Origin of the sequence: Nonomuraea sp. NPDC049158, from assembly GCF_040648335.1 — a bacterium.
GTDB lineage: Bacteria > Actinomycetota > Actinomycetes > Streptosporangiales > Streptosporangiaceae > Nonomuraea.
The window spans coordinates 1-22,365 of sequence record NZ_JBEZDM010000004.1; the positions used below are offsets into that span (position 1 = coordinate 1).

The 22,365-nt window shown below is 67.1% G+C and carries 20 protein-coding genes and 1 tRNA gene; 11 read left to right on the plus strand and 10 right to left on the minus strand.

Annotation, left to right across the window (positions count from 1 at the left end):
* Positions 1–925: 925 nt before the first annotated feature.
* The 7 genes from AB0B61_RS10335 to rpmH all read right to left on the minus strand — a co-directional run bounded on the left by AB0B61_RS10335 (position 926) and on the right by rpmH (position 5,299).
* Positions 926–1,861 carry a ParA family protein gene (locus AB0B61_RS10335; protein WP_358430448.1) on the minus strand — a complete coding sequence of 312 codons (936 nt, stop codon included), beginning with the start codon at positions 1,859–1,861 and terminating at the stop codon, positions 926–928.
* A 137-nt stretch (positions 1,862–1,998) separates the two neighbouring features.
* The gene (gene rsmG / locus AB0B61_RS10340; RefSeq protein WP_358431376.1) at positions 1,999–2,658 is read right to left on the minus strand and encodes a 16S rRNA (guanine(527)-N(7))-methyltransferase RsmG; all 660 of its coding nucleotides are present in this window, start codon (positions 2,656–2,658) and stop codon (positions 1,999–2,001) included.
* A 333-nt stretch (positions 2,659–2,991) separates the two neighbouring features.
* Positions 2,992–3,480 carry a R3H domain-containing nucleic acid-binding protein gene (locus AB0B61_RS10345; protein ID WP_357939728.1) on the minus strand — a complete coding sequence of 163 codons (489 nt, stop codon included), beginning with the start codon at positions 3,478–3,480 and terminating at the stop codon, positions 2,992–2,994.
* 20 nt (positions 3,481–3,500) lie between these two features.
* Positions 3,501–4,457, minus strand: coding sequence for a membrane protein insertase YidC (gene yidC / locus AB0B61_RS10350; RefSeq protein ID WP_358430451.1), 957 nt, complete (start codon positions 4,455–4,457; stop codon positions 3,501–3,503).
* A gap of 4 nt (positions 4,458–4,461) precedes the next feature.
* Positions 4,462–4,719 (minus strand): membrane protein insertion efficiency factor YidD, encoded by a 258-nt coding sequence (yidD, locus tag AB0B61_RS10355; protein WP_357655404.1) that lies wholly within the window; start codon positions 4,717–4,719, stop codon positions 4,462–4,464.
* 17 nt (positions 4,720–4,736) lie between these two features.
* Positions 4,737–5,102, minus strand: coding sequence for a ribonuclease P protein component (rnpA, locus tag AB0B61_RS10360; RefSeq protein ID WP_225300917.1), 366 nt, complete (start codon positions 5,100–5,102; stop codon positions 4,737–4,739).
* Between the two features lie 59 nt (positions 5,103–5,161).
* Entirely contained in the window at positions 5,162–5,299 is a 138-nt protein-coding gene (gene rpmH, locus AB0B61_RS10365; RefSeq protein WP_093172456.1) for a 50S ribosomal protein L34, read from the minus strand.
* Positions 5,300–5,870: 571 nt separating this feature from the next.
* Here rpmH and dnaA point away from each other — a divergent pair.
* The 10 genes from dnaA (at position 5,871) to AB0B61_RS10415 (ending at position 18,535) form a co-directional block, all read left to right on the plus strand.
* On the plus strand, positions 5,871–7,442 hold the full coding sequence (dnaA, locus tag AB0B61_RS10370; RefSeq protein ID WP_358430453.1) for a chromosomal replication initiator protein DnaA: 1,572 nt from the start codon (positions 5,871–5,873) through the stop codon (positions 7,440–7,442).
* Between the two features lie 522 nt (positions 7,443–7,964).
* Positions 7,965–9,104: a DNA polymerase III subunit beta gene (dnaN, locus tag AB0B61_RS10375; protein ID WP_357939730.1), complete on the plus strand. Its 1,140-nt coding sequence runs from the start codon at positions 7,965–7,967 to the stop codon at positions 9,102–9,104.
* Positions 9,105–9,152: 48 nt separating this feature from the next.
* Positions 9,153–10,091 carry a phosphogluconate dehydrogenase (NAD(+)-dependent, decarboxylating) gene (gene gnd / locus AB0B61_RS10380; protein ID WP_358430456.1) on the plus strand — a complete coding sequence of 313 codons (939 nt, stop codon included), beginning with the start codon at positions 9,153–9,155 and terminating at the stop codon, positions 10,089–10,091.
* A 129-nt stretch (positions 10,092–10,220) separates the two neighbouring features.
* The gene (gene recF, locus AB0B61_RS10385) at positions 10,221–11,453 is read left to right on the plus strand and encodes a DNA replication/repair protein RecF (protein ID WP_358430459.1); all 1,233 of its coding nucleotides are present in this window, start codon (positions 10,221–10,223) and stop codon (positions 11,451–11,453) included.
* Positions 11,443–12,012 carry a DUF721 domain-containing protein gene (locus AB0B61_RS10390; protein WP_358430461.1) on the plus strand — a complete coding sequence of 190 codons (570 nt, stop codon included), beginning with the start codon at positions 11,443–11,445 and terminating at the stop codon, positions 12,010–12,012. Before recF ends, AB0B61_RS10390 begins: the two co-directional genes overlap by 11 nt.
* A gap of 340 nt (positions 12,013–12,352) precedes the next feature.
* A complete protein-coding gene (gene gyrB / locus AB0B61_RS10395; RefSeq protein WP_358430464.1) occupies positions 12,353–14,296 on the plus strand; it encodes a DNA topoisomerase (ATP-hydrolyzing) subunit B in 1,944 nt (647 codons plus the stop codon).
* Positions 14,297–14,330: 34 nt separating this feature from the next.
* On the plus strand, positions 14,331–16,838 hold the full coding sequence (gyrA, locus tag AB0B61_RS10400; RefSeq protein ID WP_358430466.1) for a DNA gyrase subunit A: 2,508 nt from the start codon (positions 14,331–14,333) through the stop codon (positions 16,836–16,838).
* Positions 16,839–16,841: 3 nt separating this feature from the next.
* A complete protein-coding gene (locus AB0B61_RS10405; RefSeq protein ID WP_358430468.1) occupies positions 16,842–17,498 on the plus strand; it encodes a DUF3566 domain-containing protein in 657 nt (218 codons plus the stop codon).
* Positions 17,499–17,665: 167 nt separating this feature from the next.
* Positions 17,666–17,739 (plus strand) — tRNA-Ile (locus tag AB0B61_RS10410).
* Positions 17,740–18,007: 268 nt separating this feature from the next.
* Positions 18,008–18,535: a hypothetical protein gene (locus AB0B61_RS10415; protein ID WP_358430471.1), complete on the plus strand. Its 528-nt coding sequence runs from the start codon at positions 18,008–18,010 to the stop codon at positions 18,533–18,535.
* A 604-nt stretch (positions 18,536–19,139) separates the two neighbouring features.
* Here the strand turns inward: AB0B61_RS10415 and AB0B61_RS10420 are convergent.
* The gene (locus AB0B61_RS10420) at positions 19,140–20,270 is read right to left on the minus strand and encodes a M20 family metallopeptidase (RefSeq protein ID WP_358430474.1); all 1,131 of its coding nucleotides are present in this window, start codon (positions 20,268–20,270) and stop codon (positions 19,140–19,142) included.
* Positions 20,271–20,620: 350 nt separating this feature from the next.
* Complete coding sequence (locus AB0B61_RS10425) at positions 20,621–21,028, minus strand: MerR family transcriptional regulator (RefSeq protein WP_358430475.1); 408 nt, start codon at positions 21,026–21,028, stop codon at positions 20,621–20,623.
* 50 nt (positions 21,029–21,078) lie between these two features.
* Here AB0B61_RS10425 and AB0B61_RS10430 point away from each other — a divergent pair, with 50 nt between their 5' ends.
* On the plus strand, positions 21,079–21,975 hold the full coding sequence (locus AB0B61_RS10430) for an NAD(P)-binding domain-containing protein (RefSeq protein WP_358430478.1): 897 nt from the start codon (positions 21,079–21,081) through the stop codon (positions 21,973–21,975).
* 59 nt (positions 21,976–22,034) lie between these two features.
* On the opposite strand, the gene AB0B61_RS10435 is transcribed toward AB0B61_RS10430, so the two are convergent.
* A complete protein-coding gene (locus AB0B61_RS10435; protein ID WP_357938195.1) occupies positions 22,035–22,181 on the minus strand; it encodes a hypothetical protein in 147 nt (48 codons plus the stop codon).
* Between the last annotated feature and the right edge of the window lie 184 nt (positions 22,182–22,365).

Consider the following 22,365-nt stretch of genomic DNA (forward strand, 5'->3'; position numbering starts at 1 on the left):
CGCGAACAGCGCGGAGAAGAAGCGGGGACCTAAACCGGCCATCAGTGGTGACCTCGAACTGGCCACCTGTGGGGACTTTTACATGGCCACGGACACGGGGAACGGCCTGGCCGCGTTCTACGCTCGCGTGGGCGCGTGGGCCCTGTCTGCCATGTGTGCCGCGTGAGCGCGTGAGCGCGTGAGCGCGTGAGCCACATGGGCCGTGTCTACCCGTGTGCCACATGTGCTGGGTGCGCTGCGTGTCCGGAGGACCCGGCGGGCCCAGCGGGCCCGGAGGCCCAGCGGGCCCGGAGGCCCAGCGGGCCCGGAGGCCCAGCGGTCCAGCGGTCCAGCGGTCCAGCGGTCCAGCGGTCCAGCGGTCCAGCGGTCCAGCGGTCCAGCGGTTGGACGGGTCGGGCGGGTCCAGTGGCTCCGGCGGCTCCAGCGGCTCCAGCGGTCGGACGGAGCGGGCGGACCAGGCGGAGGAGCGGGCGGAGCCGGCGGAGCGGGCGGACCAGATGGGCCGAGTGGACCGAGCAGTCCGGGCGAGAGCATCCGTAGGCAGTTGCCCGCGTGCACTGCGCGCGGTTTATGGGGTCATCCGTGGAAGCCGTTTGTGGATCGTCGCGGAAAGCGAGCGCGGGCTCGGGGAGAAAAGCGGGCGCGGTCCGTACGGATGCTGGAGACGAGCGGTGAGGCCACACGGCTACGGGCAACGAGCGGTAAGGGCTGGTCCGTACGGATTCGGGCAACGAGCAGTAGGGGATGGTCCGTACGGATGCGAAACACAAGAGACCGGGACCAGCCCCCAGCAACGGGCCATCGGTGGACAGCCCGTGGAAACGAACTCAGGAGAGGGCGGATCGCAGGACAGCCGCCGCACTCAAGCCGCACAACGTACATACGGCCATACAAGATCAGCCCTACGACACAACGGGCGAAGGGGTCAGACGGCGGCGCGGTGGGCGATTTCTCGGGCGGCGTCCATGTAGGCCATGGCGCCACTCGAGCCAGGGTCGTACGTCATCACCGACTGCCCATAGCTGGGCGCCTCCGAAAGGCGGACGCTGCGCGGGATGACCGTGCTGAGGACCGTCTCCCCGAAGTGGGCGCGGACCTCGTCGGCGACCTGGGACGCCAACCGGGTGCGGCCGTCGTACATGGTGAGGACGATCGTCGACAGGCTGAGCGTCGGGTTCAGGTGCGCCTTGATGAGGTCGACGTTGCGGAGGAGCTGGCCCAGGCCCTCCAGGGCGTAGTACTCGCACTGGATGGGGATCATGACCTCTTCGGCGGCGACCAGGGCGTTGACGGTCAGGAGGCCGAGCGACGGCGGGCAGTCGATGATGATGTAGTCGAGCTCGATCGCCTCGAAGGCCCCCAGCGCGCGCCGGAGGCGGGCTTCCCGGGCGACGAGGGAGACGAGTTCGATCTCGGCGCCGGCGAGGTCGATGGTGGCGGGGGCGCAGTAGAGGCCCGGCATGTCCGGTACCTCCTTGACGATGTCGGCCATCGGCAAGTCGTCGACGAGCACCTGATAGACATCCGGGACATCGCCCCGGTGTTCGGTGGCCAGGGCCGTGGAGGCGTTGCCCTGGGGGTCGAGGTCGACGACGAGTACGCGCTGGCCGTGCATCGAGAGCGCGGCGGCGATGTTGACCGAAGTCGTGGTCTTTCCGACGCCACCCTTCTGGTTCGCCACCGCGATCACTCGGCACTTGGGCGGCCTCGGCCAGGCGCCGTCGCCTCCCCCAGACGCGTCGCCTGCCTTGGCAGCGGCTGTTTGGGTGGCAGATGTTTCACGTGAAACCACTGAGCTGAGCGCCTCTCGTACCAACGGCGAATCACCGGGGTTTAGGGGGGTCTGGGTCACGTTGGCCATCCTTTCAACCAGTGGCAGGCCGGTGCCAGGAATTCGCTGTCGCGACACGCCCATTTCGGGCCAGCCAACCCCGCTGGGACTCTCGGACAGAGGGCTGTCCGGCCAGCCAAGACCGCTTGACGCGATTGGCACGACCGTCACCTCCTTTGTCGCCGCCTACCGGGCTCCGGCGCGCGACCTGCTACCACCCGAACCAATGTTGCAGGCGGCTCGACCTTACCGCGCCCGACGGTCACAAGCTCGGCTGTCCTCGCCCCGCAGGCCCGCAATTGGGGCTCCGCCTCGGCAAGTTCCTCCGCGGCGCGCTCCCCCTTCATGGCGATCAACTCGCCACCCTCGCGAAGGAGTGGCATGGCCCACTTCAGCAGCCGGTCAAGTGGCGCGACAGCGCGGGCGCTGGCGACGTCGAATTCGCGCTTGCCCGCCAGCTCTTCCGCGCGACCGCGCAACACCTCGACGTTGTCCAGTTTGAGGGCTTCGACGCACTCCTCCAGGAAGACGGTACGGCGAAGGAGCGGCTCCAGCAGGGTCACCGTGATGTCCTGCCGGACGATCGCCAGCACGAGGCCCGGCAACCCGGCGCCCGAGCCGATGTCGACCAGCCGCACCTCCGGCGGCACGGCCTCGGCGACGACGGCGCAGTTGAGCAGATGGCGATCCCAGATCCGCGGGACCTCGCGGGGGCCCAGCAGCCCGCGTACCACCCCAGGGCCGGCGAGGAACTCGGCGAACGCCTGTGCGCGGCCCCACGCCTCGCCGCTGAAGACCTCTCGCGCCACATCGGGTGGAGGCGGCAGCTCACGCGCTTCGTCGGGCGGAGGCGGCAGCTCGTCGGTCACTGGTGGGTGGCCCTTCCTCGGGGGTCATGGGCGGTGGTCTCTACTCAAAGGCTAGGCGTGCGATCACTTGGCAAGGCTAGCGGGCTGCCCTGAATGAGGGCCGCGCGCCACACTCTCTGCACTCCGCACCGAACCCGGAATGCTCCAAACTTCATGAAAGATGCCAAAAGGAGCAATTAGCTATAGAGCCGACAAACTGTACGTACATGAAGGATGCCCTCATGCGAACCGGCCGCCGTCCCCCGAGTGCGGGACGGCGGCCGGTCGGCGAGCGAGCGTACGTACGTGCGGTCAGACCGGGAGCACCACCACGTAGCGGTGCGGCTCTTCCCCCTCGGACTCGCTACGGAGCCCGGCGGCCGCCACCGCGTCGTGGACGATCTTGCGCTCGAAGGGCGTCATGGCGTGCAGTGCCTTGGGCTCGCCCTTCTCCTTCACCTCGTTGGCGATCTCGGTGCCGAGCTTGGTGAGCTCGGCGCGGCGCCGCTCGCGGTAGCCGGCGACGTCGAGCATCAGCCGGGACCGCTCCCCCGTCTGCCGGTGCACGGCCAGGCGGGTCAGCTCCTGGAGCGCCTCCAGAACCTCCCCCTCGGGCCCGACGAGGCCGGTGCCCTTGAGGCCCACGACCGAGACCAGCGCGCGGTCACCTTCGACGTCCATGTCGATGTCGCCGTCGATGTCGGCGATATCCAGGAGACCCTCGACGTAGTCTGCCGCGATCTCGCCTTCCTGCTCGAGCGCGTTGAGATCAGGAGTCTTCTCCTGCTCGGCCTCGGTCATGGCCGGCCTCTCCTTCGTGTTCACGACTTCTTGCTGCCGGTGCGCTTGCTGCGGGGCTGACGACTGGGCTGCTGCCGAATGATCTTAGGCTCCGGCGGCGCGGAAGGCACTTCCTCTTCCGGAGTGGCGCCGCCCTTGCGGATCTTCGAGAGCAGGCTGGTCTTCGGCTCGACCGGGACCACGTTGCCCTTGGCGTCGAACTGCGGCATCGGGTGGCGGGTGTAGAACCAGTGCTGCTGACCGAGCGTCCACAGGTTCGTGGTGACCCAGTACATGATCAGGCCGAGCGGGAAGTTGAGGCTGAAGAAGGCGAACAGCGGAGAGATGTACATCAGGATCTTCTGCTGCTGCGCCATGGGGTTGTCCGGCATCTGGGCCATCGAGCGGGTGACGCTCTGCCGGACGGTGAGGAACGTGGTGAGCGAGCTGATCGCCACGAAGACACCCAGCACGATCTTCGTCGTGACGACGGTGGCCCCGAAACTCTCTACCTGGGCCTGCGACATCCAGAAGTTCGCCGGGAGCGGCGCGCCGAAGATGTGCGCGGATCGGGCGCTGTCGACGAGCTGCTGCGTCATGCCGTAGACCGGGCGGCCGTCGGCCATGGCCCGCAGCACGGTGAACATCGAGATGAAGATGGGGAACTGCGCGACCACGGGCAGACAGCCACCGAGCGGGTTGGCGCCCGCTCCCTGGTAGACCGCCATGACTTCCTGGTTCATGCGCTGCTTGTCGTTCTTGTAGCGCTTGCGGAGCTCGGCCACCTTGGGGGCGAGTTCCTGCATCTTGCGCGACGAGCGCATCTGCTTCAGGAAGAGCGGGAAGATCAGGACCCGCATGAAAACGGTCAGCGTGATGATGGTCAGGGCCCATGTCAGCCCGCTGTCCGGGTTGAGGAATGTGCTGTATCCCTGATGGATCCAGATGATGACATGGGCTACGGCTTCATAGAGCCAGCTCAGCCAGGACAGCTCCACCGAGCTATCTCCCTTGCGTTTCGTGGGACCGAACCGGGCGTGGGGGCACCGGGTCTATACCTCCGGGATGGAATGGGTGGCACCGCCCGATGCGCCGGACAGTCAGCCATGTGCCGCGCAATGCACCGTGTACGGCTATCGCTTCGAGCCCGTAGGCACTGCATGACGGATAGAAACGGCAACGTGGACCGAGCATCGGGCTGATGAAGGCCCGATAGAACCGGATCGGGATGATCAATGCCCGAGCGGGGAGGCTCGGCATCCCTTGCGGCTGCTCCGTCATCTGTGTCCATCCATCGCGGACTCGCGCCGCCTGAACAAACGATCCAACGCGAGGTCGAGCTCGGCGGCAAGGTGCTCGTATCGCGCTGACGCGGCCGGTGGATTGGCGCGTACCACCAGCAGGCTACCTCGCGGGAGCCGGTCGAGACGGTCCCGCATCAGGTGTCGGAGCCGCCGCTTGACCTTGTTACGGACGGCGGCGCCACCCACAGCTCGGCTCACCACGAAACCAACCAGAGGCGTCGAATCCCCAGAAATGCTTAGATGCACTACCAGGGTAGGACGGCCCGCGCGCTTCCCACGCTTGACGGCCGCCTCGAACTCCTCCCCGCGTCGCATGCGGGATTGACGGGAAAGCACCATATACGCCTATCGCCCGCCGGCGGACTTCACCGGCGGGCGGACTATCGGACGCGAGCCGATCAGGCCGACAGCGTTTCGCGGCCCTTACGGCGGCGAGCGGCCAGGATGGCGCGACCGGCCCGGGTGCGCATCCGCAGCCGGAAGCCGTGGGTCTTCGCGCGGCGACGGTTGTTCGGCTGGAAAGTACGCTTGCTCACGGGTGGGCTCCAGGCTTGAAGGTGCGCCGCAGGGGCGCTGATACACACATGGCTGGCTTGCCAAGAGAGCGAGGGCACGCGAAATAGCCGTCGCGTGACAAGCCGACCATGGCACGTTACGGGGCAAGCATGCCCCAGGTCAAACTGGCGGCCCGGCGAAGGAGTTATCCACTAATCCACATGCGGGTTTTCCACCGCCTCGGCCGCGTCCACAGTATGTGCACTCAGGTACCACTAGGCTGTGGACAACGCTTGAACACAGCTGTGCACAGAGCTACTGTCAGCCCTCCCAGAGCCGCTCAGGCCCTGTGCATAACCTGTGGATGGCCTGTGGATGGTGTGGGTGTCCAGCTCGGCCGCCACGCTGTGGACGAAGGCGCCGGCCGCCCTTGCGGGTGGGAGTTCCTGTGGATAACTCGCCGCGGTGGACAGTCAGTGACGACGCATCGACGACTTGTGACATACGTGTGCGAAGCGCCAATAACCAGGCCGTAGCCGGTCAATGCCCGCACTGGGCAAGCGGTAAACGATCAATCGCGGGGGGCCGCGACAGGAAGGAGGGGTACCGCACATGAACCATGTCGACCTCGGCACGGTATGGGCGAACGCCCTGAGCAACTTCCTCAACGAGAACGTCCCCATACAGCAGCGCACCTGGCTCTCCATGGTGCGCCCGATCGCCCAAGCCGACGACACGATCGTCCTGGGCGTCCCCAACGACTTCCTGAAGGACCTCATCGAGGGGAAGTTGCGCCCCCTCGTGGCCCACGCGCTCTCCCAGGAGCTCGGCCGGGCGATGCGCCTGGCCGTGATGATCGACACGACGGCCCCCGCGCAAGCGATGCCGGACCTTCATCCACAGCCTGTGGCTCAAAATTATCCCCAGGGCCTGGACCCCCAGCCACGTTATGCACAGCCCCCATCGGCCCAGCACTACCAGGCTTCCGAGCCTCCGCAGTTCTATTCTCCACAGCCGGACCCGGCCCAGATATCCACCGAATATCCACAGCCCACGTTCTCTTTTGAACAGGCGCAGTCCCCTGTGGAGAAACTGCCGGAGCCGACGCACAACCGCTGGGAAGCGAAGAGCAACAAGCCCAGCGAACCCGCCCGGCTCAACCAGAAGTACACATTCGAGACATTCGTCATCGGGGCCAGCAACCGATTCGCCCACGCGGCCGCGGTGGCCGTAGCCGAATCCCCCGCAAAGGCGTACAACCCCCTCTTTATTTATGGGGACTCGGGCCTGGGGAAGACCCACCTCCTGCACGCGATCGGGCATTACGCCCAGAGCCTGTACGACGGCGCGCGGGTGAGGTACGTGAGCTCGGAGGAGTTCACCAACGACTTCATCAACAGCATCCGCGACCACAAGGCCGACGGCTTCCGTGGCCGCTACCGGGCGATCGACATCCTGCTCGTGGACGACATCCAGTTCCTGGAGGGCAAGGAGCAGACGCAGGAGGAGTTCTTCCACACCTTCAACACCCTCCACAACGCCAACAAGCAGATCGTCATCTCCAGCGACCGGGCGCCGAAGCAGCTGATCACGCTGGAAGACCGGCTGCGCAACCGGTTCGAGTGGGGCCTGATCACCGACGTCCAGCCGCCCGAGCTGGAGACCCGCATCGCGATCCTCAGGAAGAAGGCCATCCAGGAGGGCCTGGCCGCCCCGCCCGAGGTCCTGGAGTACATCGCCAGCCGCATCTCCACCAACATCCGCGAGCTGGAGGGCGCCCTGATCAGGGTCACCGCCTTCGCCAGCCTCAACAGGCAGGGCGTCGACCTCCAGCTGGCCGAGGTGGTGCTGAAGGACCTGATCACCTCCGACGGCGGCCACGAGATCACCATCGCCACGATCATGGCCAAGACCGCCGAATACTTCGGCATCAGCATCGACGACCTCTGCGGCAGCTCGCGCAGCCGGGCTCTGGTCAACGCCCGGCAGATCGCCATGTATCTGGTACGCGAGCTGACCGACCTGTCGCTGCCGAAGATCGGGCAGCAGTTCGGCGGCCGCGATCACACGACCGTCATGCACGCCGAGCGCAAGATCCGCTCGCTCATCGCGGAGCGCAGGTCGATGTACAACCAGGTCAACGAGCTAACAATGCGTATCAAACAGACGTCGCGCGGATCCTGACCGTCATGCACAGCCTGTGGATAACACTGTGGATCAGGGGAAACGTCAGATCGCGGCGGCCGTACGCCCCATCTTCGCCTGAAAAATCCTGCGCGATGCCTGGGGATAAAGTTGGGGACATCCTGAGGACAACCTGGGGACATCCGGTGGATGACTTGTGGACGGCCTGTGCACAGTCGAAAAAGGGTCTCCCGCGAGGCCGTTTATCCCGTGGATAACCTGTGGAAAGCCGGTGGATGACCAGTGGATGAACGCACCATGATCTGGGGACGAGCTGTGGGCAACGAACCTTCATCCCCAGGCGGCGAAGTTTCCCCCAGGCGTAATCCACCGAGCATGTGGGCGACGCCACGCAAGCTGACCAGGGGAAACGCCCGTTGTCCACACTATCCACAGCCCCTAGTGTGAAGACCACCTATCTCTCTTACTAAGAAACTCAAGACCCATAGAGGGGTTCTCCCGGAACTCGAGTGCGGGAGAGGCAACACTTGAATCAACGACGAACTCAGGAGGCTGATGACCGTGATGTTCCGAATCGAGCGAGACGTCCTCGCTGAGGCGGTGGCATGGACGGCACGCAGCCTGCCCGCGCGGCCGTCGGTCCCCGTTCTCGCCGGAATGCGGATGGAGGTCACCGAGGACCAGCAGCTGAAGCTGTCGGGCTTCGACTACGAGGTATCCGCCGAGGTGACGCTCGAACTCCACACCGGTGAGGCCGGCGTGGTCCTGGTCTCCGGCAAGCTGCTCGCCGAGATCACCCGCGCGCTTCCCGCACAGCCTGTGGACTTCGTCGTGGAGGGAGCCAAGGCGGTCGTCACTTGTGGCAGCGCCCGGTTCACCCTGCTGACCATGCCTGTGGAGGACTACCCGTCGCTGCCGGCCATGCCGCCGGCCGCCGGCCGGGTGGGCAGCGACGTCTTCGCCGCCGCCGTCGGCCAGGTCGCCGTCGCGGCGGGCAGGGACGACACGCTGCCCATGCTCACGGGCGTACGGATGGAGATCGAGGGCGACACCGTGACGCTCGCCGCGACCGACCGCTACCGCCTGGCCGTACGCGAGCTGAAATGGCAGCCCGACCAGCCCGACTTCGCGGCGATCGCGATGATCCCCGGCAAGACGCTCGCCGACTCGGCCAAGGCGCTCGGCGCGACCGGCGCCGAGGTGGAGATCGCGCTCAGCTCGGCGGGCGGCACCGGCGAGGGCATGATCGGCTTCTCCAGCGCCGGGCGGCGGACCACGACGCGGCTGCTCGACCCCGAGTTCCCCAAATACCGCTCGCTGCTGCCGACGGAGTTCTCGGCGCGCGCCGACCTGTCCACAAGCTCGTTCGTCGAGGCGGTCAAGCGCGTGGCCCTGGTCGCCGAGCGCAACACTCCTGTACGCCTGGCGTTCAAGAGCGGCGAGGTCGTGCTGGAGGCCGGCAGCGGCGACGAGGCCCAGGCCGTCGAGGTGCTGCCGGTGGACTACGAGGGCGAGGAGATGAACATCGCCTTCAACCACCAGTTCCTGCTGGAGGGGCTGGGCGCGATCGACTCGGACGTCGCCCGGCTGCAGATGACCACCTCCACCAAGCCCGCCATCCTCACCGGTGGAAAGCCTGTGGATGACGGCGGAGTCCCCGACTACCGTTACCTGATCATGCCGATCCGCTTGTCGAGCTGAAAATCCCATCGGGGATTATGGAGGCCTGACTAGGGGAGTTGGTACATCATGCAGATCGGCATGGTTGGACTTGGCAGGATGGGCGGCAACATGGCCGAAAGGCTGCGCCGCGGAGGTCACGAGGTGGTCGGCTATGACCACCATCGGGAGGCCAGCGACGTCGGCAGCTTGAAAGAGCTGGTCGACAGGCTGGAGACGCCGCGCGCGGTCTGGGTGATGGTCCCGGCCGGCAAGCCCACCCAGCAGACGGTCGACGAGCTCGGCAAGCTCCTCTCCGAGGGTGACATCGTCATCGACGGCGGTAATTCACACTATGTGGATGACCAGAAGCACGCCGCCGAGCTCGCCGAGCGCGGCATCCGCTTCGTCGACTGCGGCGTGAGCGGCGGCGTCTGGGGTCTGCAGAACGGCTACGCGCTGATGTGCGGCGGCGACGAGCCCGTGGTCCAGCACCTGATGCCGATCTTCGAGACGCTCAAGCCCGAGGGCGAGGACGGCTTCGTCCACGCGGGCGAGGTCGGCGCGGGACACTTCGCCAAGATGGTCCACAACGGCATCGAGTACGGCATGATGCAGTCCTTCGCCGAGGGCTGGGAGCTCCTGGAGGCCTCCGACGTCGTCAAGGACGTCAAGGGCTGCTTCAGCAGCTGGCGCACCGGCACCGTCATCCGCTCGTGGCTGCTCGACCTGCTGGTGCGGTCGCTCGACAGCGACGAGCACCTCGAGGAGCTGCGCGGTTACGCGCAGGACTCCGGCGAGGGCCGGTGGACGGTTCAGGCCGCGGTGGACCACGCCGTGCCGCTGCCGGTGATCACCGCCGCGCTGTACGCCAGGTTCGCCTCGCGCCAGGAGGACCCGCCCGCGATGAAGGTGGTGGCCGCGCTGCGCAACCAGTTCGGCGGCCACCCGATCGCCTCGGCGGAGGGCTCGACGGGCATGGGCGCCGACTCCCCCGGCGCTGACGTGACCCCGCCGAACGTGCGGTGAACGCCGAACGTACGCCGAGCCGAACCCGCCGAACGTGCGCTGAGCCGATATCGATTTATCCGATGCCGGTTTTCCACAGGTGCACGCCGGTGACCCCAGTGACCTGCGTGGCCCACTAACCTTCTTGGGGTGCACGTCGCCCACCTGTCGCTGACCGACTTCCGGTCCTACGCCTCCGTGGAGCTCGGCCTGGAGCCGGGCGTCACGGCGTTCGTGGGGCCCAACGGCCAGGGCAAGACCAACCTGGTCGAAGCCCTCGGCTACGTCGCGACGCACTCCAGCCACCGGGTGGCGAGCGACGCGCCTCTCGTACGGCAGGGCGCGAGCCGGGCCATCGTGCGCTGCGCCATCCACAGGGACGACCGGCGGGCGCTGGTCGAGCTGGAGATCAACCCGGGACGCGCCAACCGCGCCCGGCTCAACCGCTCCCCCGTGTCCAGGCCGCGCGACGTCATCGGCCTGCTGCGCACGGTGCTGTTCGCCCCCGAGGACCTGTCGATGGTCAAGGGCGACCCCTCCGAGCGGCGGCGCTTCCTCGATGAGCTGCTGGTGAGCCGCACTCCGCGGTTCGCGGGCGTACGCGCCGACTACGACCGCGTGCTGAAGCAGCGAGGAGCGCTCCTGCGTGCCGCCTCCCAGGCCCGCAGAGGGGCCAGGAGCGCCCGAAGGGCCGAGAGTGACACGGGATTCTCGGCGGCGGGCGCCGGAGACGTCCTGAGCACTCTGGAGGTCTGGGACGCGCATCTGGCGAGACACGGCGCGGAGCTCCTCCAAGCGCGGCTCGATCTCATCGACGCGCTGCGCCCGTTGGTCGCCGGAGCCTATGCCGCGCTCGCCCCCACGAGCGCCCCCGCGACCCTGGCCTATCGCAGCAGTTTGTCCACAGGCAGCGACGCGGCTGAGGACGAAGTCCCCGGTGAGACGGGATCTTCCGATACACAGACGTTATCCACAGACTTGGGGAAAACCCTTGAAGAACGACTCCGCGAGCGGCTATTGGAAGTCCGCGCGGCCGAGCTGGAGCGGGGTGTCACGCTCGTCGGCCCGCACCGCGACGACCTGATCCTCGGCATCGGCGAGCTGCCCGCGCGCGGCTACGCCAGCCATGGCGAGTCGTGGTCGTTCGCTCTGGCGCTGCGCCTGGCCGCCTACGACCTGCTCCGGGCCGAGGGCGGTGACCCGGTGCTGATCCTCGACGACGTCTTCGCCGAGCTCGACAGCCAGCGCAGGCGCCGCCTGTCCGAGATCGTCGCCCCCGCCGAGCAGGTGCTCATCACCGCGGCTGTGGCCGACGACGTGCCCGGGGAGTTGATCGGGGCCAGGTTCGACGTCGCCGAAGGGAGCGTGACACGTGTCCGCTGACAGCAACCCCCGCGGGTCCGCTGACGGCACCTCTCGCGGGTCCGCCGACGGCGGACCCCGGGTGCCCGCCGATGACAACCCCACGGCCAGGGGCGCGGCGATGGCCAGGGAGAAGCTGGCCCAGGCCAAGGCCGACGCGGCCAAGCGCGGCCAGCTCCCCCGCCGCGAGCCCAGGCGCAGGGCGGGGGCGCGCAGGGACGCCGGCGATCCGCAGCTTTTCGGACGCGCGATCTCCGACCTGCTGGCCGACCGCGGCTGGGAGCGGTCGGCGGCGGTCGGCGGAGTGTTCGGCCGCTGGTCCGACATCGTCGGCCCCGATCTGGCCGCGCACACCAAACCCGATTCGTTCGACGACGGCGAGGTGCTCATCCTGGCCGACTCCACCGCGTGGGCGACCCAGGTGCGCCTGCTCGCGCGCACCCTCGTACGCCGGCTCAATGAGGAGCTCGGTCACGGCACGGTGACGAAGGTGAAGGTCAGAGGCCCGCAGAACGCGCCGCGCGCGGCCGGGGGCCTGAGGGTGACCGGCAGCAAGGGTCCGGGAGACACCTACGGCTGAGCCGGATCGGTGGGAAACCCAGGGGCCGATCCGCGAGAAAACCCATCAGAGAGCCGCAGACGCGATGACCCCCATTCCTGTGGGGGGATGCTCGAAGAGGGGGAAATCAAGCGACAGGCCGTTACAGGCGCGTTCAATGCCACCTTGGGCCCTCAGAGCCGGTAGAATGAAACTGGATTCCGGACACGTCCGTTTGCGTGTCACCCCCGGCACGGATACAGCGCCGATTCCCCCGGGTGATCAACGCGACGGGGCACTCACGACGGTGACGGGCACGGCAGGGGCAGCTTGACAAGTGTCGCCTCCCCAGCCGCGTGTCCGCGGCAGGAGGATTTGGCACTTGTCCTACGACGCTAGCTCAATCACCGTACTCGAAGGGCTTGAGGCGGTTCGCAAGCGCCCGGGTATGTATATCGGCTCGACCGGTGAGCGCGGTCTGCATCACCTGGTCTACGAAATCGTCGACAACTCGGTGGACGAGGCCCTCGCCGGCCACGCCGACCGCATCGACGTCACCCTGCTCGCCGACAACGGTGTGCGGGTCATCGACAACGGCCGCGGCATCCCGACCGGCATCCACCCGGTCGAGAAGCGTTCCGCCGTCGAGGTCGTGCTGACCACGCTGCACGCGGGCGGCAAGTTCGACGGCAAGTCGTACGCCGTGTCCGGAGGTCTGCACGGCGTCGGCTCGGCCGTCGTCAACGCGCTGTCCACCGCCATGGAGGTGGAGGTCAAGCAGAACGGCCACATCTGGCGGCAGCGCTACGAGCACTCCAAGCCGACCGCGCCGCTGGCCACGGATGGGGAGACCACCGAGACCGGCACCACGATCACGTTCTGGGCCGACGAGGCGATCTTCGAGACCACCACCTGGAACTTCGAGACGCTCTCGCGGCGCTTCCAGGAGATGGCCTTCCTCAACAAGGGCCTGACGATCGTGCTGCGCGACGAGCGGCCCGACCACGTCAACGGCGAGGTCGTCGAGGTCACCTACTGCTACCAGGGCGGTCTGTCCGACTTCGTGATGCACCTCAACTCCAAGAAGGAGCCCGCGCACGCGTCGGTCATCGACTTCGAGGAGCACGGCGACGGCGTCTCCGTAGAGATCGCCATGCAGTGGAACAACTCCTACAGCGAGTCCGTCTACACCTTCGCCAACACCATCAACACGGCTGAGGGCGGCACCCACGAGGAGGGCTTCCGCGCGGCGCTGACGTCGATCGTCAACCGCTACGCGCGCGAGCAGAAGTTCCTCAAGGAGGGCAAGGACGACAACCTCTCCGGCGAGGACGTCCGCGAGGGCCTGACCGCGATCGTCTCGATCAAGCTGGCCGACCCGCAGTTCGAGGGACAGACCAAGACGAAGCTCGGCAACACCGAGGCCAAGTCGTTCGTACAGAAGGCCTGCAACGACCACCTGCGCGCCTGGTTCGAGCGCAACCCCGGCGAGGCCAAGGACATCATCAACAAGTCGCTGCAGGCCGCCAGGGCCCGGCTCGCGGCTCGCCAGGCCCGCGACCTGACGCGGCGCAAGTCGCTGCTGGAGTCGGGCAGCGGCCTGCCGGGCAAGCTGGCCGACTGCCAGTGGAACGACCCCGACAAGTGCGAGCTGTTCATCGTCGAGGGCAACTCGGCCGGCGGCTCGGCCAAGGGCGGCCGCGACTCGCGTTTCCAAGCGATCCTGCCCATTCGCGGCAAGATCCTCAACGTCGAGAAGGCCCGGGTCGACAAGGTCCTGCAGAACACCGAGGTCCAGTCGCTGATCACGGCCATGGGCACCGGCGTGCACGACGAGTTCGACATCAGCAAGCTGCGCTACAACAAGCTGATCCTGATGGCCGACGCCGACGTCGACGGCCAGCACATCACCACGCTGCTGCTGACGCTGCTGTTCAGGTTCATGCGCCCGCTGATCGAGGGCGGCCACGTCTACCTGTCGCAGCCGCCTCTGTACAAGATCAAGTGGGACCGCAAGGGCGACGACGCCTCCTACGCCTACTCCGACCGCGAACGCGACGCGATCATCGAGGACGGCATCGGCCGCGGCAAGCGTGACCCCCGTGCCCACGACGGGGTCCAGCGGTTCAAGGGTCTCGGCGAGATGAACGCCAACCAGCTGTGGGAAACCACCATGAACCCCGACAGCCGCGTCCTGCTCCAGGCCACGCTCGATGACGCGGCCCAGGCCGACGAGATGTTCAGCGTGCTCATGGGTGAGGACGTTGAGGCACGCAGAGCCTTCATCATCCGCAATGCGCGAGATGTCCGTTTCCTAGACGTGTAGCGCACGGCCGTACAGTAGAAAAGGATCTTCACACGTGACGGAAGTGAACACTCCGCCTCCACCGTCTTCGGACCGCATCGAACCGGTCGACATCCAGACCGAGATGCAGCGCAGCTACATGGACTACGCGATGTCGGTCATCGTCTCGCGTGCCCTGCCGGATGTGCGTGACGGTCTCAAGCCGGTGCACCGCCGCGTGCTCTACGCGATGTACGACGGCGGCTACCGCCCCGACCGCGGCTACTTCAAGTGCTCGCGCGTCGTCGGTGACGTCATGGGTTCCTACCACCCCCACGGCGACTCCTCGATCTACGACGCCCTCGTACGTCTGGCGCAGCCGTGGTCGCTGCGCCACCCGCTGGTCGACGGGCAGGGCAACTTCGGCTCTCCGGGCAACGACGCGCCCGCGGCGATGCGCTACACCGAGTGCAAGCTCGCGCCCATCGCCATGGAGATGCTGCGCGACATCGACAAGGACACCGTCGATTTCCAGCCCAACTACGACGGCCGCTCCCAGGAGCCCGTCGTACTCCCGGCGCGCTTCCCCAACCTGCTGGTCAACGGCTCGGGTGGTATCGCGGTCGGCATGGCGACCAACATCCCGCCGCACAACCTGCGCGAGGTGGCCGAGGCCGTCAAGTGGTCGCTGGACAACCCCGAGGCCTCCGAAGAGGAGCTGCTCGAGGCGGCCATCGCGCGGGTCAAGGGCCCCGACTTCCCGACCAAGGGCCTGATCGTCGGCCGCCGGGGCATCGAGGACGCCTACCGCACCGGCCGCGGCTCGATCACCATGCGCGCCGTCGTCGAGGTCGAGGAGGACAACAAGGGCCGGCACGCCCTCGTCGTCACCGAACTCCCCTACCAGGTCAACCCCGACAACCTCTCTTACAAGATCGCTGAGCTGGTCAAGCAGGGCAAGGTCACCGGCATCGCCGACGTCCGCGAGGAGTCGTCGTCGCGGGTCGGCCAGCGGCTGGTCATCGTGCTCAAGCGCGACGCCGTCGCCAAGGTCGTGCTCAACAACCTGTACAAGCACACCCAGCTCCAGGACACCTTCGGCGCCAACATGCTGGCCCTGGTCGACGGGGTGCCGCGTACGCTGCGGCTCGACCAGTTCATCACCTATTACGTGGCGCACCAGATCGAGGTCATCGTCCGCCGGACGCGCTACCTCCTGCGCAAGGCGGAGGAGCGGGCCCACATCCTGCGGGCGCTGCTCAAGGCGCTTGACCGGATGGACGAGGTCATCGCGCTGATCAGGCGCTCGCCGTCGGCCGCGGAGGCCCAGGGCGGCCTGATGACGCTGCTGGAGATCGACGAGATCCAGGCCCAGGCCATCCTCGACATGCAGCTGCGCAAGCTCGCCGCCCTGGAGCGCCAGGCGATCCAGGACGAGTTCGACGCGCTGATGACGGCGATCGCCGACTACCAGGACATCCTGAGCTCGGAGCCCCGGCAGCGGCAGATCGTCGGTGACGAGATGGCCGAGATCGTGGCCCGCTTCGGCAACGACCGGCAGACCGAGATCGTCGCGTACGACGGCGACATGTCGATCGAAGACCTCATCGCCGAGGAAGAGATCGTCGTCACCATCACCCGCGGCGGCTATGCCAAGCGCACCCGTACCGACCTTTACCGGGCGCAGAAGCGCGGTGGCAAGGGCGTCAGGGGCGCGCAGTTGCGCCAGGACGACATCGTCGACCACTTCTTCGTCACGACGACCCATCATTGGTTGCTGTTCTTCACGAACAAAGGCCGCGTTTACCGCGTCAAAGCGTACGAACTCCCCGACGCCGCGCGCGACGCGCGGGGCATGCACCTGGCGAACCTGCTGGCCATGCAGCCCGACGAGACAGTGATGGAGGTCCTCGACCTGCGTGACTACGACGTCGCCCCTTACCTCGTGCTCGCCACCCGCAGCGGCCTGGTGAAGAAGACCCGCCTGTCCGAGTACGACTCCCCCAGGTCCGGTGGTCTGATCGCGATCAACCTGCGGGACGACGACGAGGTCATCGGGGCCCGCCTGGTCTCCGAGGAGGACGATCTGCTGCTCGTCTCCAAGGGCGCGCAGTCCGTCCGCTTCACCGCCTCCGACGAGGCGCTGCGCCCGATGGGGCGGGCGACCAGCGGCGTCATCGGCATGAGATTCCTTGATGGTGACGAACTTCTCGCCATGAATAGAATTGCCGATGGTCAACATGTGCTTATCGCCACGAAGGCTGGGTACGCAAAGCGGACACCCGTCGAGCAGTATCCAGTTCAAGGACGTGGCGGTAGGGGCGTGCTGACTGCGAAAATCGTCAGTTCCCGTGGCAAGCTGGTCGGAGCAGTCATGGTCAACCCAGAGGATGAGGTCTTCGCGATCACGTCCGCCGGCGGGGTGATCCGGACGAGTGCCGGGGAGATCAAGCAGTCCGGCCGCCAGACCATGGGAGTGCGTTTGATGAATCTCGCCGAAGGCGACAGCGTGGTGGCCCTCGCCCGGAACGCCGAGTCCATGGAGACTTCGGTGGAGATTGAGGAAGACGGGGGAGGAGAGTAGGTCATGAGCGCCCAGGGTGGCTCCGCCAGGACTAAGGCGGCCCGGGACAACGGCCAGCAGCCGAAGAAGCCCAATGAAACCGAGATCTTCGACGCAGCGGTCGACGAGGAGAAGGCGACGCCTCCGCAAGGAGTAGTGCCGCCGGTCACGGGTCAGCCAGGGGAGGAGCAGACGACGGAGGGCAACGAGACGGTCCGCCTCCGTCCCTCGCTGACTTCTGAGGCCCCTCCGCTTGTCGAGATGCCCAAGAAGAAGTCCTCCAGCTCCGCGGGGGCCCGTCTCCCCCGCAAGGCCCACCTGGTCCTGCGTCGCGTCGAGCCGTGGTCGGCCATGAAGTTCAGCTTCGTGGTCTCCCTCGTCTGCTTCGTGGTGCTGTTCGTGGCAGTCGCCGTCCTGTACGGCGTGCTGTCCGCCTTGGGCGTGTTCGACTCGCTCGTGGACCTGGTCAACCAGCTCGGCAAGGGTGAGCAGGGACAGAACTCCATCCCGATCGACATCGCCTCTTGGTTCGAGCCGGTCCGCATCCTCGGCTACACCGCCCTCATCGGCGCGGTGAACGTGGTGCTGATCACGGCACTGTCCACGCTGGGGGCGGTCATCTACAACGTCGCCTCCGACCTGGTGGGCGGCGTCGAGGTGACCTTCAGCGAGGCGGAGTAGCTTTCGGTACGTGGTTCTGTGGCTCGTCGTTTTGCGTTTTTTTGGCTCGCGTCGCCGTCGATCTTTCGGGGGCGGCGCGAGCAACTACGGAGAGGCGGTAAGCTTTTCCTCGTCCGAACAACCGGTTCGCCGTCCCTGGTGGGGATGCGATACGGTTTGGCGTACGCGGGGCTATAGCTCAGACGGTTAGAGCGCTTCCCTGATAAGGAAGAGGTCCCAGGTTCAAGTCCTGGTAGCCCCACACAGTTCGAGCAGTTCAGAGGCTGGATCCCGAGATCGTGGATCTGGCCTCTTATTCGTTTGGCCGTCATTGACACGTCGTCGGCGGATCCCCAGCTCGTAGCTCTTAGGACGGCGCCGCCGTCGAAACGCTGGACGGCGCTTCCCCTCCGGCATCCGTGACGCCGCCGAACGCCTTGGCACGCGGGCGCCTGCTGATCGCATGAATCGCCCACAACCGAGCCGCGTTCAGGCTAGGGTGGCCAATTCGCGATCATGGAGGAAGCACTATGAAGCACACCATAGCCCTGCGGATCGGCCGGTCGGCGCTCGTGGCGGCGTTGGCTGGCGGGGTCGTGCTGGCGGGCGTCGCGCCCGCGGCGAACGCCGCTCCCGCCGCCCAGAAGGCGACGTTGGGGCCGTTCGGGTACGGCAGCCTGAAACTTGGGATGACCGAGGCGCAGGCCAAGGCGACCGGGCTGATCGTCCGCAAGACCATCAACGCCCCCACCAAGTGCTCGACCTATGACCTGAAGACGCAGCGCTACGGCGGCGACCGGGCGGGCTTGTTCATCTCGAAGAAGCAGGGCGTGGTCACGATCTCCGGGCCCGGCACCGTCAAGACGCCTCAGGGCATCGGCAGGGGCTCCACCCCCGCGCAGCTGAAGGCCGCCTACCCCAACCTGAAGCAGAACGCGATGTACGGGACTTTTGCCACCGTGCCGGGCAATCCCAAGGCGTCCTACGTCTTCCTCGTGTCGAAGAGAATGGTCGTCGGTGTGGTCCTGCTTCTGACCGCGCAGAACTGCCTCAGGTAGCGGCCCGTCACGCGTCGGTGGGGGTCAAGGCGCCGGTCCGCAGGCCGGCCTACCGGATTACTGGACAGCGCCGGGGAGCCGGTCAGAGGCAGGCCCGGCAGCGTCTGTCCCCGGCGGTATCGGGCGGGGCGGCCACGCGTGAGCGTCCACACGCTCCAGGCGCCGAGCAGTGCCCACAGCCCGGAGCTCCCGTTCAACAGTCGGTCGTTGAGCGCCAATTGAGCGCTTGACGCCGGGTTGAGGCCCAGCATCCCGCCCAGTGCCCAGGACGGCCAAGTACAGCGACATGCTGAACGCCGCGCCATAGCCGCCGAGCCTGCGCGCCCGGCTCCATCGCGCACCTACGGTCGGAACGTCCGCCGAATCCCGTGCCAGCTGCACCCGAACCCCCTCCACCGGCTGATCTCGGCACTACCGAGCCTTCCGGGGGTGTCGGTCGGGCAGCATCCCCTCACGTGGTGATCGTGCTCCCTCGCACGGGGATTACCTGGAGAGGTCCGTTTGGTCCGCTCCTTGATGAGCACCTGCCGAACTATGCCGATTGGGGGGAGCCGATCGGCGGCGATGGCTGGTTCCTCCGGGGCGGGTTTTAACGGTCACGACATCAGGCGAGAGCCGTGAGCAGGCCGATCGTCAGGGCCAGGCGCCTCGGGATGTGCTCGACCAGCAGGTGCTCGTGCCGAGCGTGCGCCCCGTCGCCCACCGCGCCCATGCCGTCCAGCACGGGTCGCCCGAGCGCCGAGATGAAGTTGCCGTCGCTGGCGCCTCCGACCGACACCTCGTCCAGCGGCCACCCGAGCCCGGCCGCCACCTCCTGGGCCTCCTTGAACAGTCGCTGCGAGGCGGGGTTCGGGGTCATGGGCGGCCGGTTCCACTCGCCGGTCACGGAGATCGTCACCCGTGGATCGGCGGCGCTCAGGCCGGCGAACACGTCGTCGATCCGTCCCATCTCGGATGGGTCGGTCACTCGTACGTCGATCCCGCAGCTCGCGTGGCCGGCCGTGACGTTGCGGCCGGTGCCGCCGGTGATCAGGCCGATGTTCACGGTGGTTCCGCGCTCGCGCGAGGCGGAGCCGGCCAGCGTGGTGACGATCTCGGCCAGGGCGTGGATCGCGCTCGCCCCGGCGTACGGGTCGAGCCCGGCGTGCCCTTCCACCCCGGTCACGCTCAGATCGAACAGCCCCACGCCCTTGCGGGCGGTCTTGAGCGCGCCGTCGAGTGACGCCTCGAAGACCAGGCTCGCCAGCGTGTCCGCGCTCGCGGCCTCGATGCGCGCGCGCGAGGCCGGGCTGCCGATCTCCTCGTCCCCGTTGAACAGGAAGCGCACGCTCGGATGCGGCAGCCCCAGTTCGCGCAGCCCGCGCAGCGCCCAGATCGACTGCACCAGGCCCGACTTCATGTCGAACACGCCCGGCCCGGTGGCCTTACCGTCGACCACCGTGAACGGCCACTCGGCCAGTGTCCCTGTGGGCCAGACGGTGTCGTAGTGGCTGAGCATGAGCACGGTCCCGGGCGCGGTGCCCTGGTAGGTCAGCTCGAGGATGTCGCCGTACGGACCGCCGTCGTGCAGGACCTCCGCGTCGGGCGGGCCGAGGAGGTCGATGGCGCGGGCGCGGATGGCGCGCAGCCCCTTGACCAGCATGGCCTTTTCGGAGCTGTGGGTTTCCAGCTCGACCAGGGCCTTGAGGTCGTCGAGCATGGCCGGGAGGGCCTGGCGGGTCCAATCGCTGATCAAGATGGGAATCCTTCCAATGCGCGGATTTCTCAAGGCTGCCGCTGGTGGGGACGTTTCTCATCGTCCGTTCTGCCAGCAGAGCTGTTCCGCGTTCGTGTGCCCGTACGAAATCCGCTGCGTTTGGCGACATTTCCCCATTTATAAGCGACGTGGGATGCTCTGGGCTGTGAACGAGCCTGGCAAGCCCGTACGGCGCATCGACCCTCCGTATGACCCCAACGGTGTCGAGCGCACGCATGCGTACGGCGCGGTGCTTCTCGGGCTGGGTCTTGCGCTCTGCGTGGGCGCGCTCATCGTTGAGCAGGGTCACCCGCCTTGGCAAGTGCTCGGCGTCTTCGCGCTCGTGGCGATCAGCGGCCTGGGGATGCGCATTGAGGCGGCGATACAACGACGTTCGCAGTGACGCCACGCTGTTCGGTGGCGTCGATGAAGGCGTGGAGGACCTGGCGGGAGCGGATGAGCAGGTCGATGTGTTCGTCCAGGTCGTGCATGCGGGCTCGCAGCGTGTCCAGGAGTTCGGGGCAGGGCTCGAGGTCGGGGGCCGCGCCGGTGGCGCAGGGCAGCATGAACCCGATTTCCTGGGTCGACAGTCCGGCTTCGAGCAGTTTCCGGATCTGGGTCACGGTCAGGACGGCATCGCTGGTGTACTCGCGGTAGCCGCTGGCGGCGCGGCGGGGTTCGAGCAGGCCCTGGGCCTCGTAGTAGCGCAGTTGATGCGTACGGACTCCGGTCCGCCGGCTCAGCTCCCCGATCAGCACGCTCGCTTCTCCTTGACCTTCATATCGGTGTGAACGTTGATGATTCTGCCATGAGCACTATGAAGCGGAATCGCGACGTGACGGTCATCGGTCTTGGTCTGATGGGCCAGGCGCTGGCCGGAGCGTTCCTGCGCGCCGGCTACCCCACGACCGTGTGGAACCGCACGGCGGCGAAGGCCGAACACCTTGTCGCCCAGGGGGCGAAGCTCGCCGGCTCGGTCCGCGACGCCGTCGTGGCCAGCCCGCTCGTGGTCGTCTGCGTCTCGGACTACGAGGCCGTGGACGCCCTTCTCAATCCGCTGGGCGAAAACCTCGACGGCCGCGTCCTGGTGAATCTGACCTCCGGTACGTCGCTGGGGGCCCGCGAGACCGCGGAGTGGGTGACGCGGCGGGGCGGCACCTACCTCGACGGCGCGATCATGGCCACCCCCGCGGCCGTCGGGGCGGAGGCCGTCCTCCTCTTCAGCGGGCCGCGGGCGGCCTTCGACCTGCACGAGCCGGCCTTGAGGAGCCTCGGCGCGGGGACGACGTACCTCGGCGACGACCACGGCCTGTCAGCCCTGTACGACGTGGCCGTGCTGAGTCTGATGTGGAACATCCTGAACGGCTTCCTCCAGGGTGCCGCCTTGCTCGGCGCGGCGGGTGTGGACGCCACCGCGTTCGCCCCGATCGCGAGCAAGGGGATCGAAACCGTGAACGGCTGGGTGGCCGCCTACGCGCGGCAGATCGACGACGGCACCTACCCGGCCGTCGATTCCACCATCGACACTCACCTGGCCGCGATGGAGCATCTCATCCACGAGAGTGAGTTCCTCGGGGTGAATGCCGAACTTCCGAGGTTCATCAAGGCCCTGACCGATCGGGCCGTGGCGGATGGGCATGGCGGCAGCGGGTACGCGGCGATGATCGAGCAGTTCCGTTCTGTAGGTGCCGTCGTCAAGCCGTGACACTCCGCTGCCGTCCTTGCCCAGGACGGCCCAGGACGGCAGCGGAGTCCGACCGGCCGCTATAAGTCGCTGATGTGGGGGATGATCTCCGTCAGCACCCAGAGGGCCAGGCCGAGGGCGATGAGGTTGACGCGGCCGCCGCCGACGTTGAAGGCGGCGAGCACGAAGCAGGCCAAGGCGAAGATGAGCAGAATGAGAGTGAGCATGCTGGGCTTCCGTTCCATCCGGTGTTACGGGTGTGGTTGCTCAGCGCTACCCATGATCGCCTGGTTCAGGCGTGGCGATTGATCGCGTGCCCCGAATTGTGACCCAGCCGCCTACCGCGACTCTCGGTAGGGGACGCGGGCATGCGAAAGATCCCGGACGACAAATGTCCCCGGCTATGGCCGC

What these genes read in the sequence shown, in the direction of transcription:
- AB0B61_RS10335 (WP_358430448.1), bottom strand. Translation starts at nt 1,861, where the DNA reads ATGGCCAACGTGACCCAGACCCCCCTAAACCCCGGTGATTCGCCGTTG.
- AB0B61_RS10345 (WP_357939728.1), bottom strand. Translation starts at nt 3,480, where the DNA reads ATGACCGAGGCCGAGCAGGAGAAGACTCCTGATCTCAACGCGCTCGAG.
- yidD (WP_357655404.1), bottom strand. Translation starts at nt 4,719, where the DNA reads ATGCCGAGCCTCCCCGCTCGGGCATTGATCATCCCGATCCGGTTCTAT.
- rnpA (WP_225300917.1), bottom strand. Translation starts at nt 5,102, where the DNA reads ATGGTGCTTTCCCGTCAATCCCGCATGCGACGCGGGGAGGAGTTCGAG.
- dnaA (WP_358430453.1), top strand. Translation starts at nt 5,871, where the DNA reads ATGAACCATGTCGACCTCGGCACGGTATGGGCGAACGCCCTGAGCAAC.
- gnd (WP_358430456.1), top strand. Translation starts at nt 9,153, where the DNA reads ATGCAGATCGGCATGGTTGGACTTGGCAGGATGGGCGGCAACATGGCC.
- AB0B61_RS10405 (WP_358430468.1), top strand. Translation starts at nt 16,842, where the DNA reads ATGAGCGCCCAGGGTGGCTCCGCCAGGACTAAGGCGGCCCGGGACAAC.
- AB0B61_RS10415 (WP_358430471.1), top strand. Translation starts at nt 18,008, where the DNA reads ATGAAGCACACCATAGCCCTGCGGATCGGCCGGTCGGCGCTCGTGGCG.
- AB0B61_RS10430 (WP_358430478.1), top strand. Translation starts at nt 21,079, where the DNA reads ATGAGCACTATGAAGCGGAATCGCGACGTGACGGTCATCGGTCTTGGT.
- AB0B61_RS10435 (WP_357938195.1), bottom strand. Translation starts at nt 22,181, where the DNA reads ATGCTCACTCTCATTCTGCTCATCTTCGCCTTGGCCTGCTTCGTGCTC.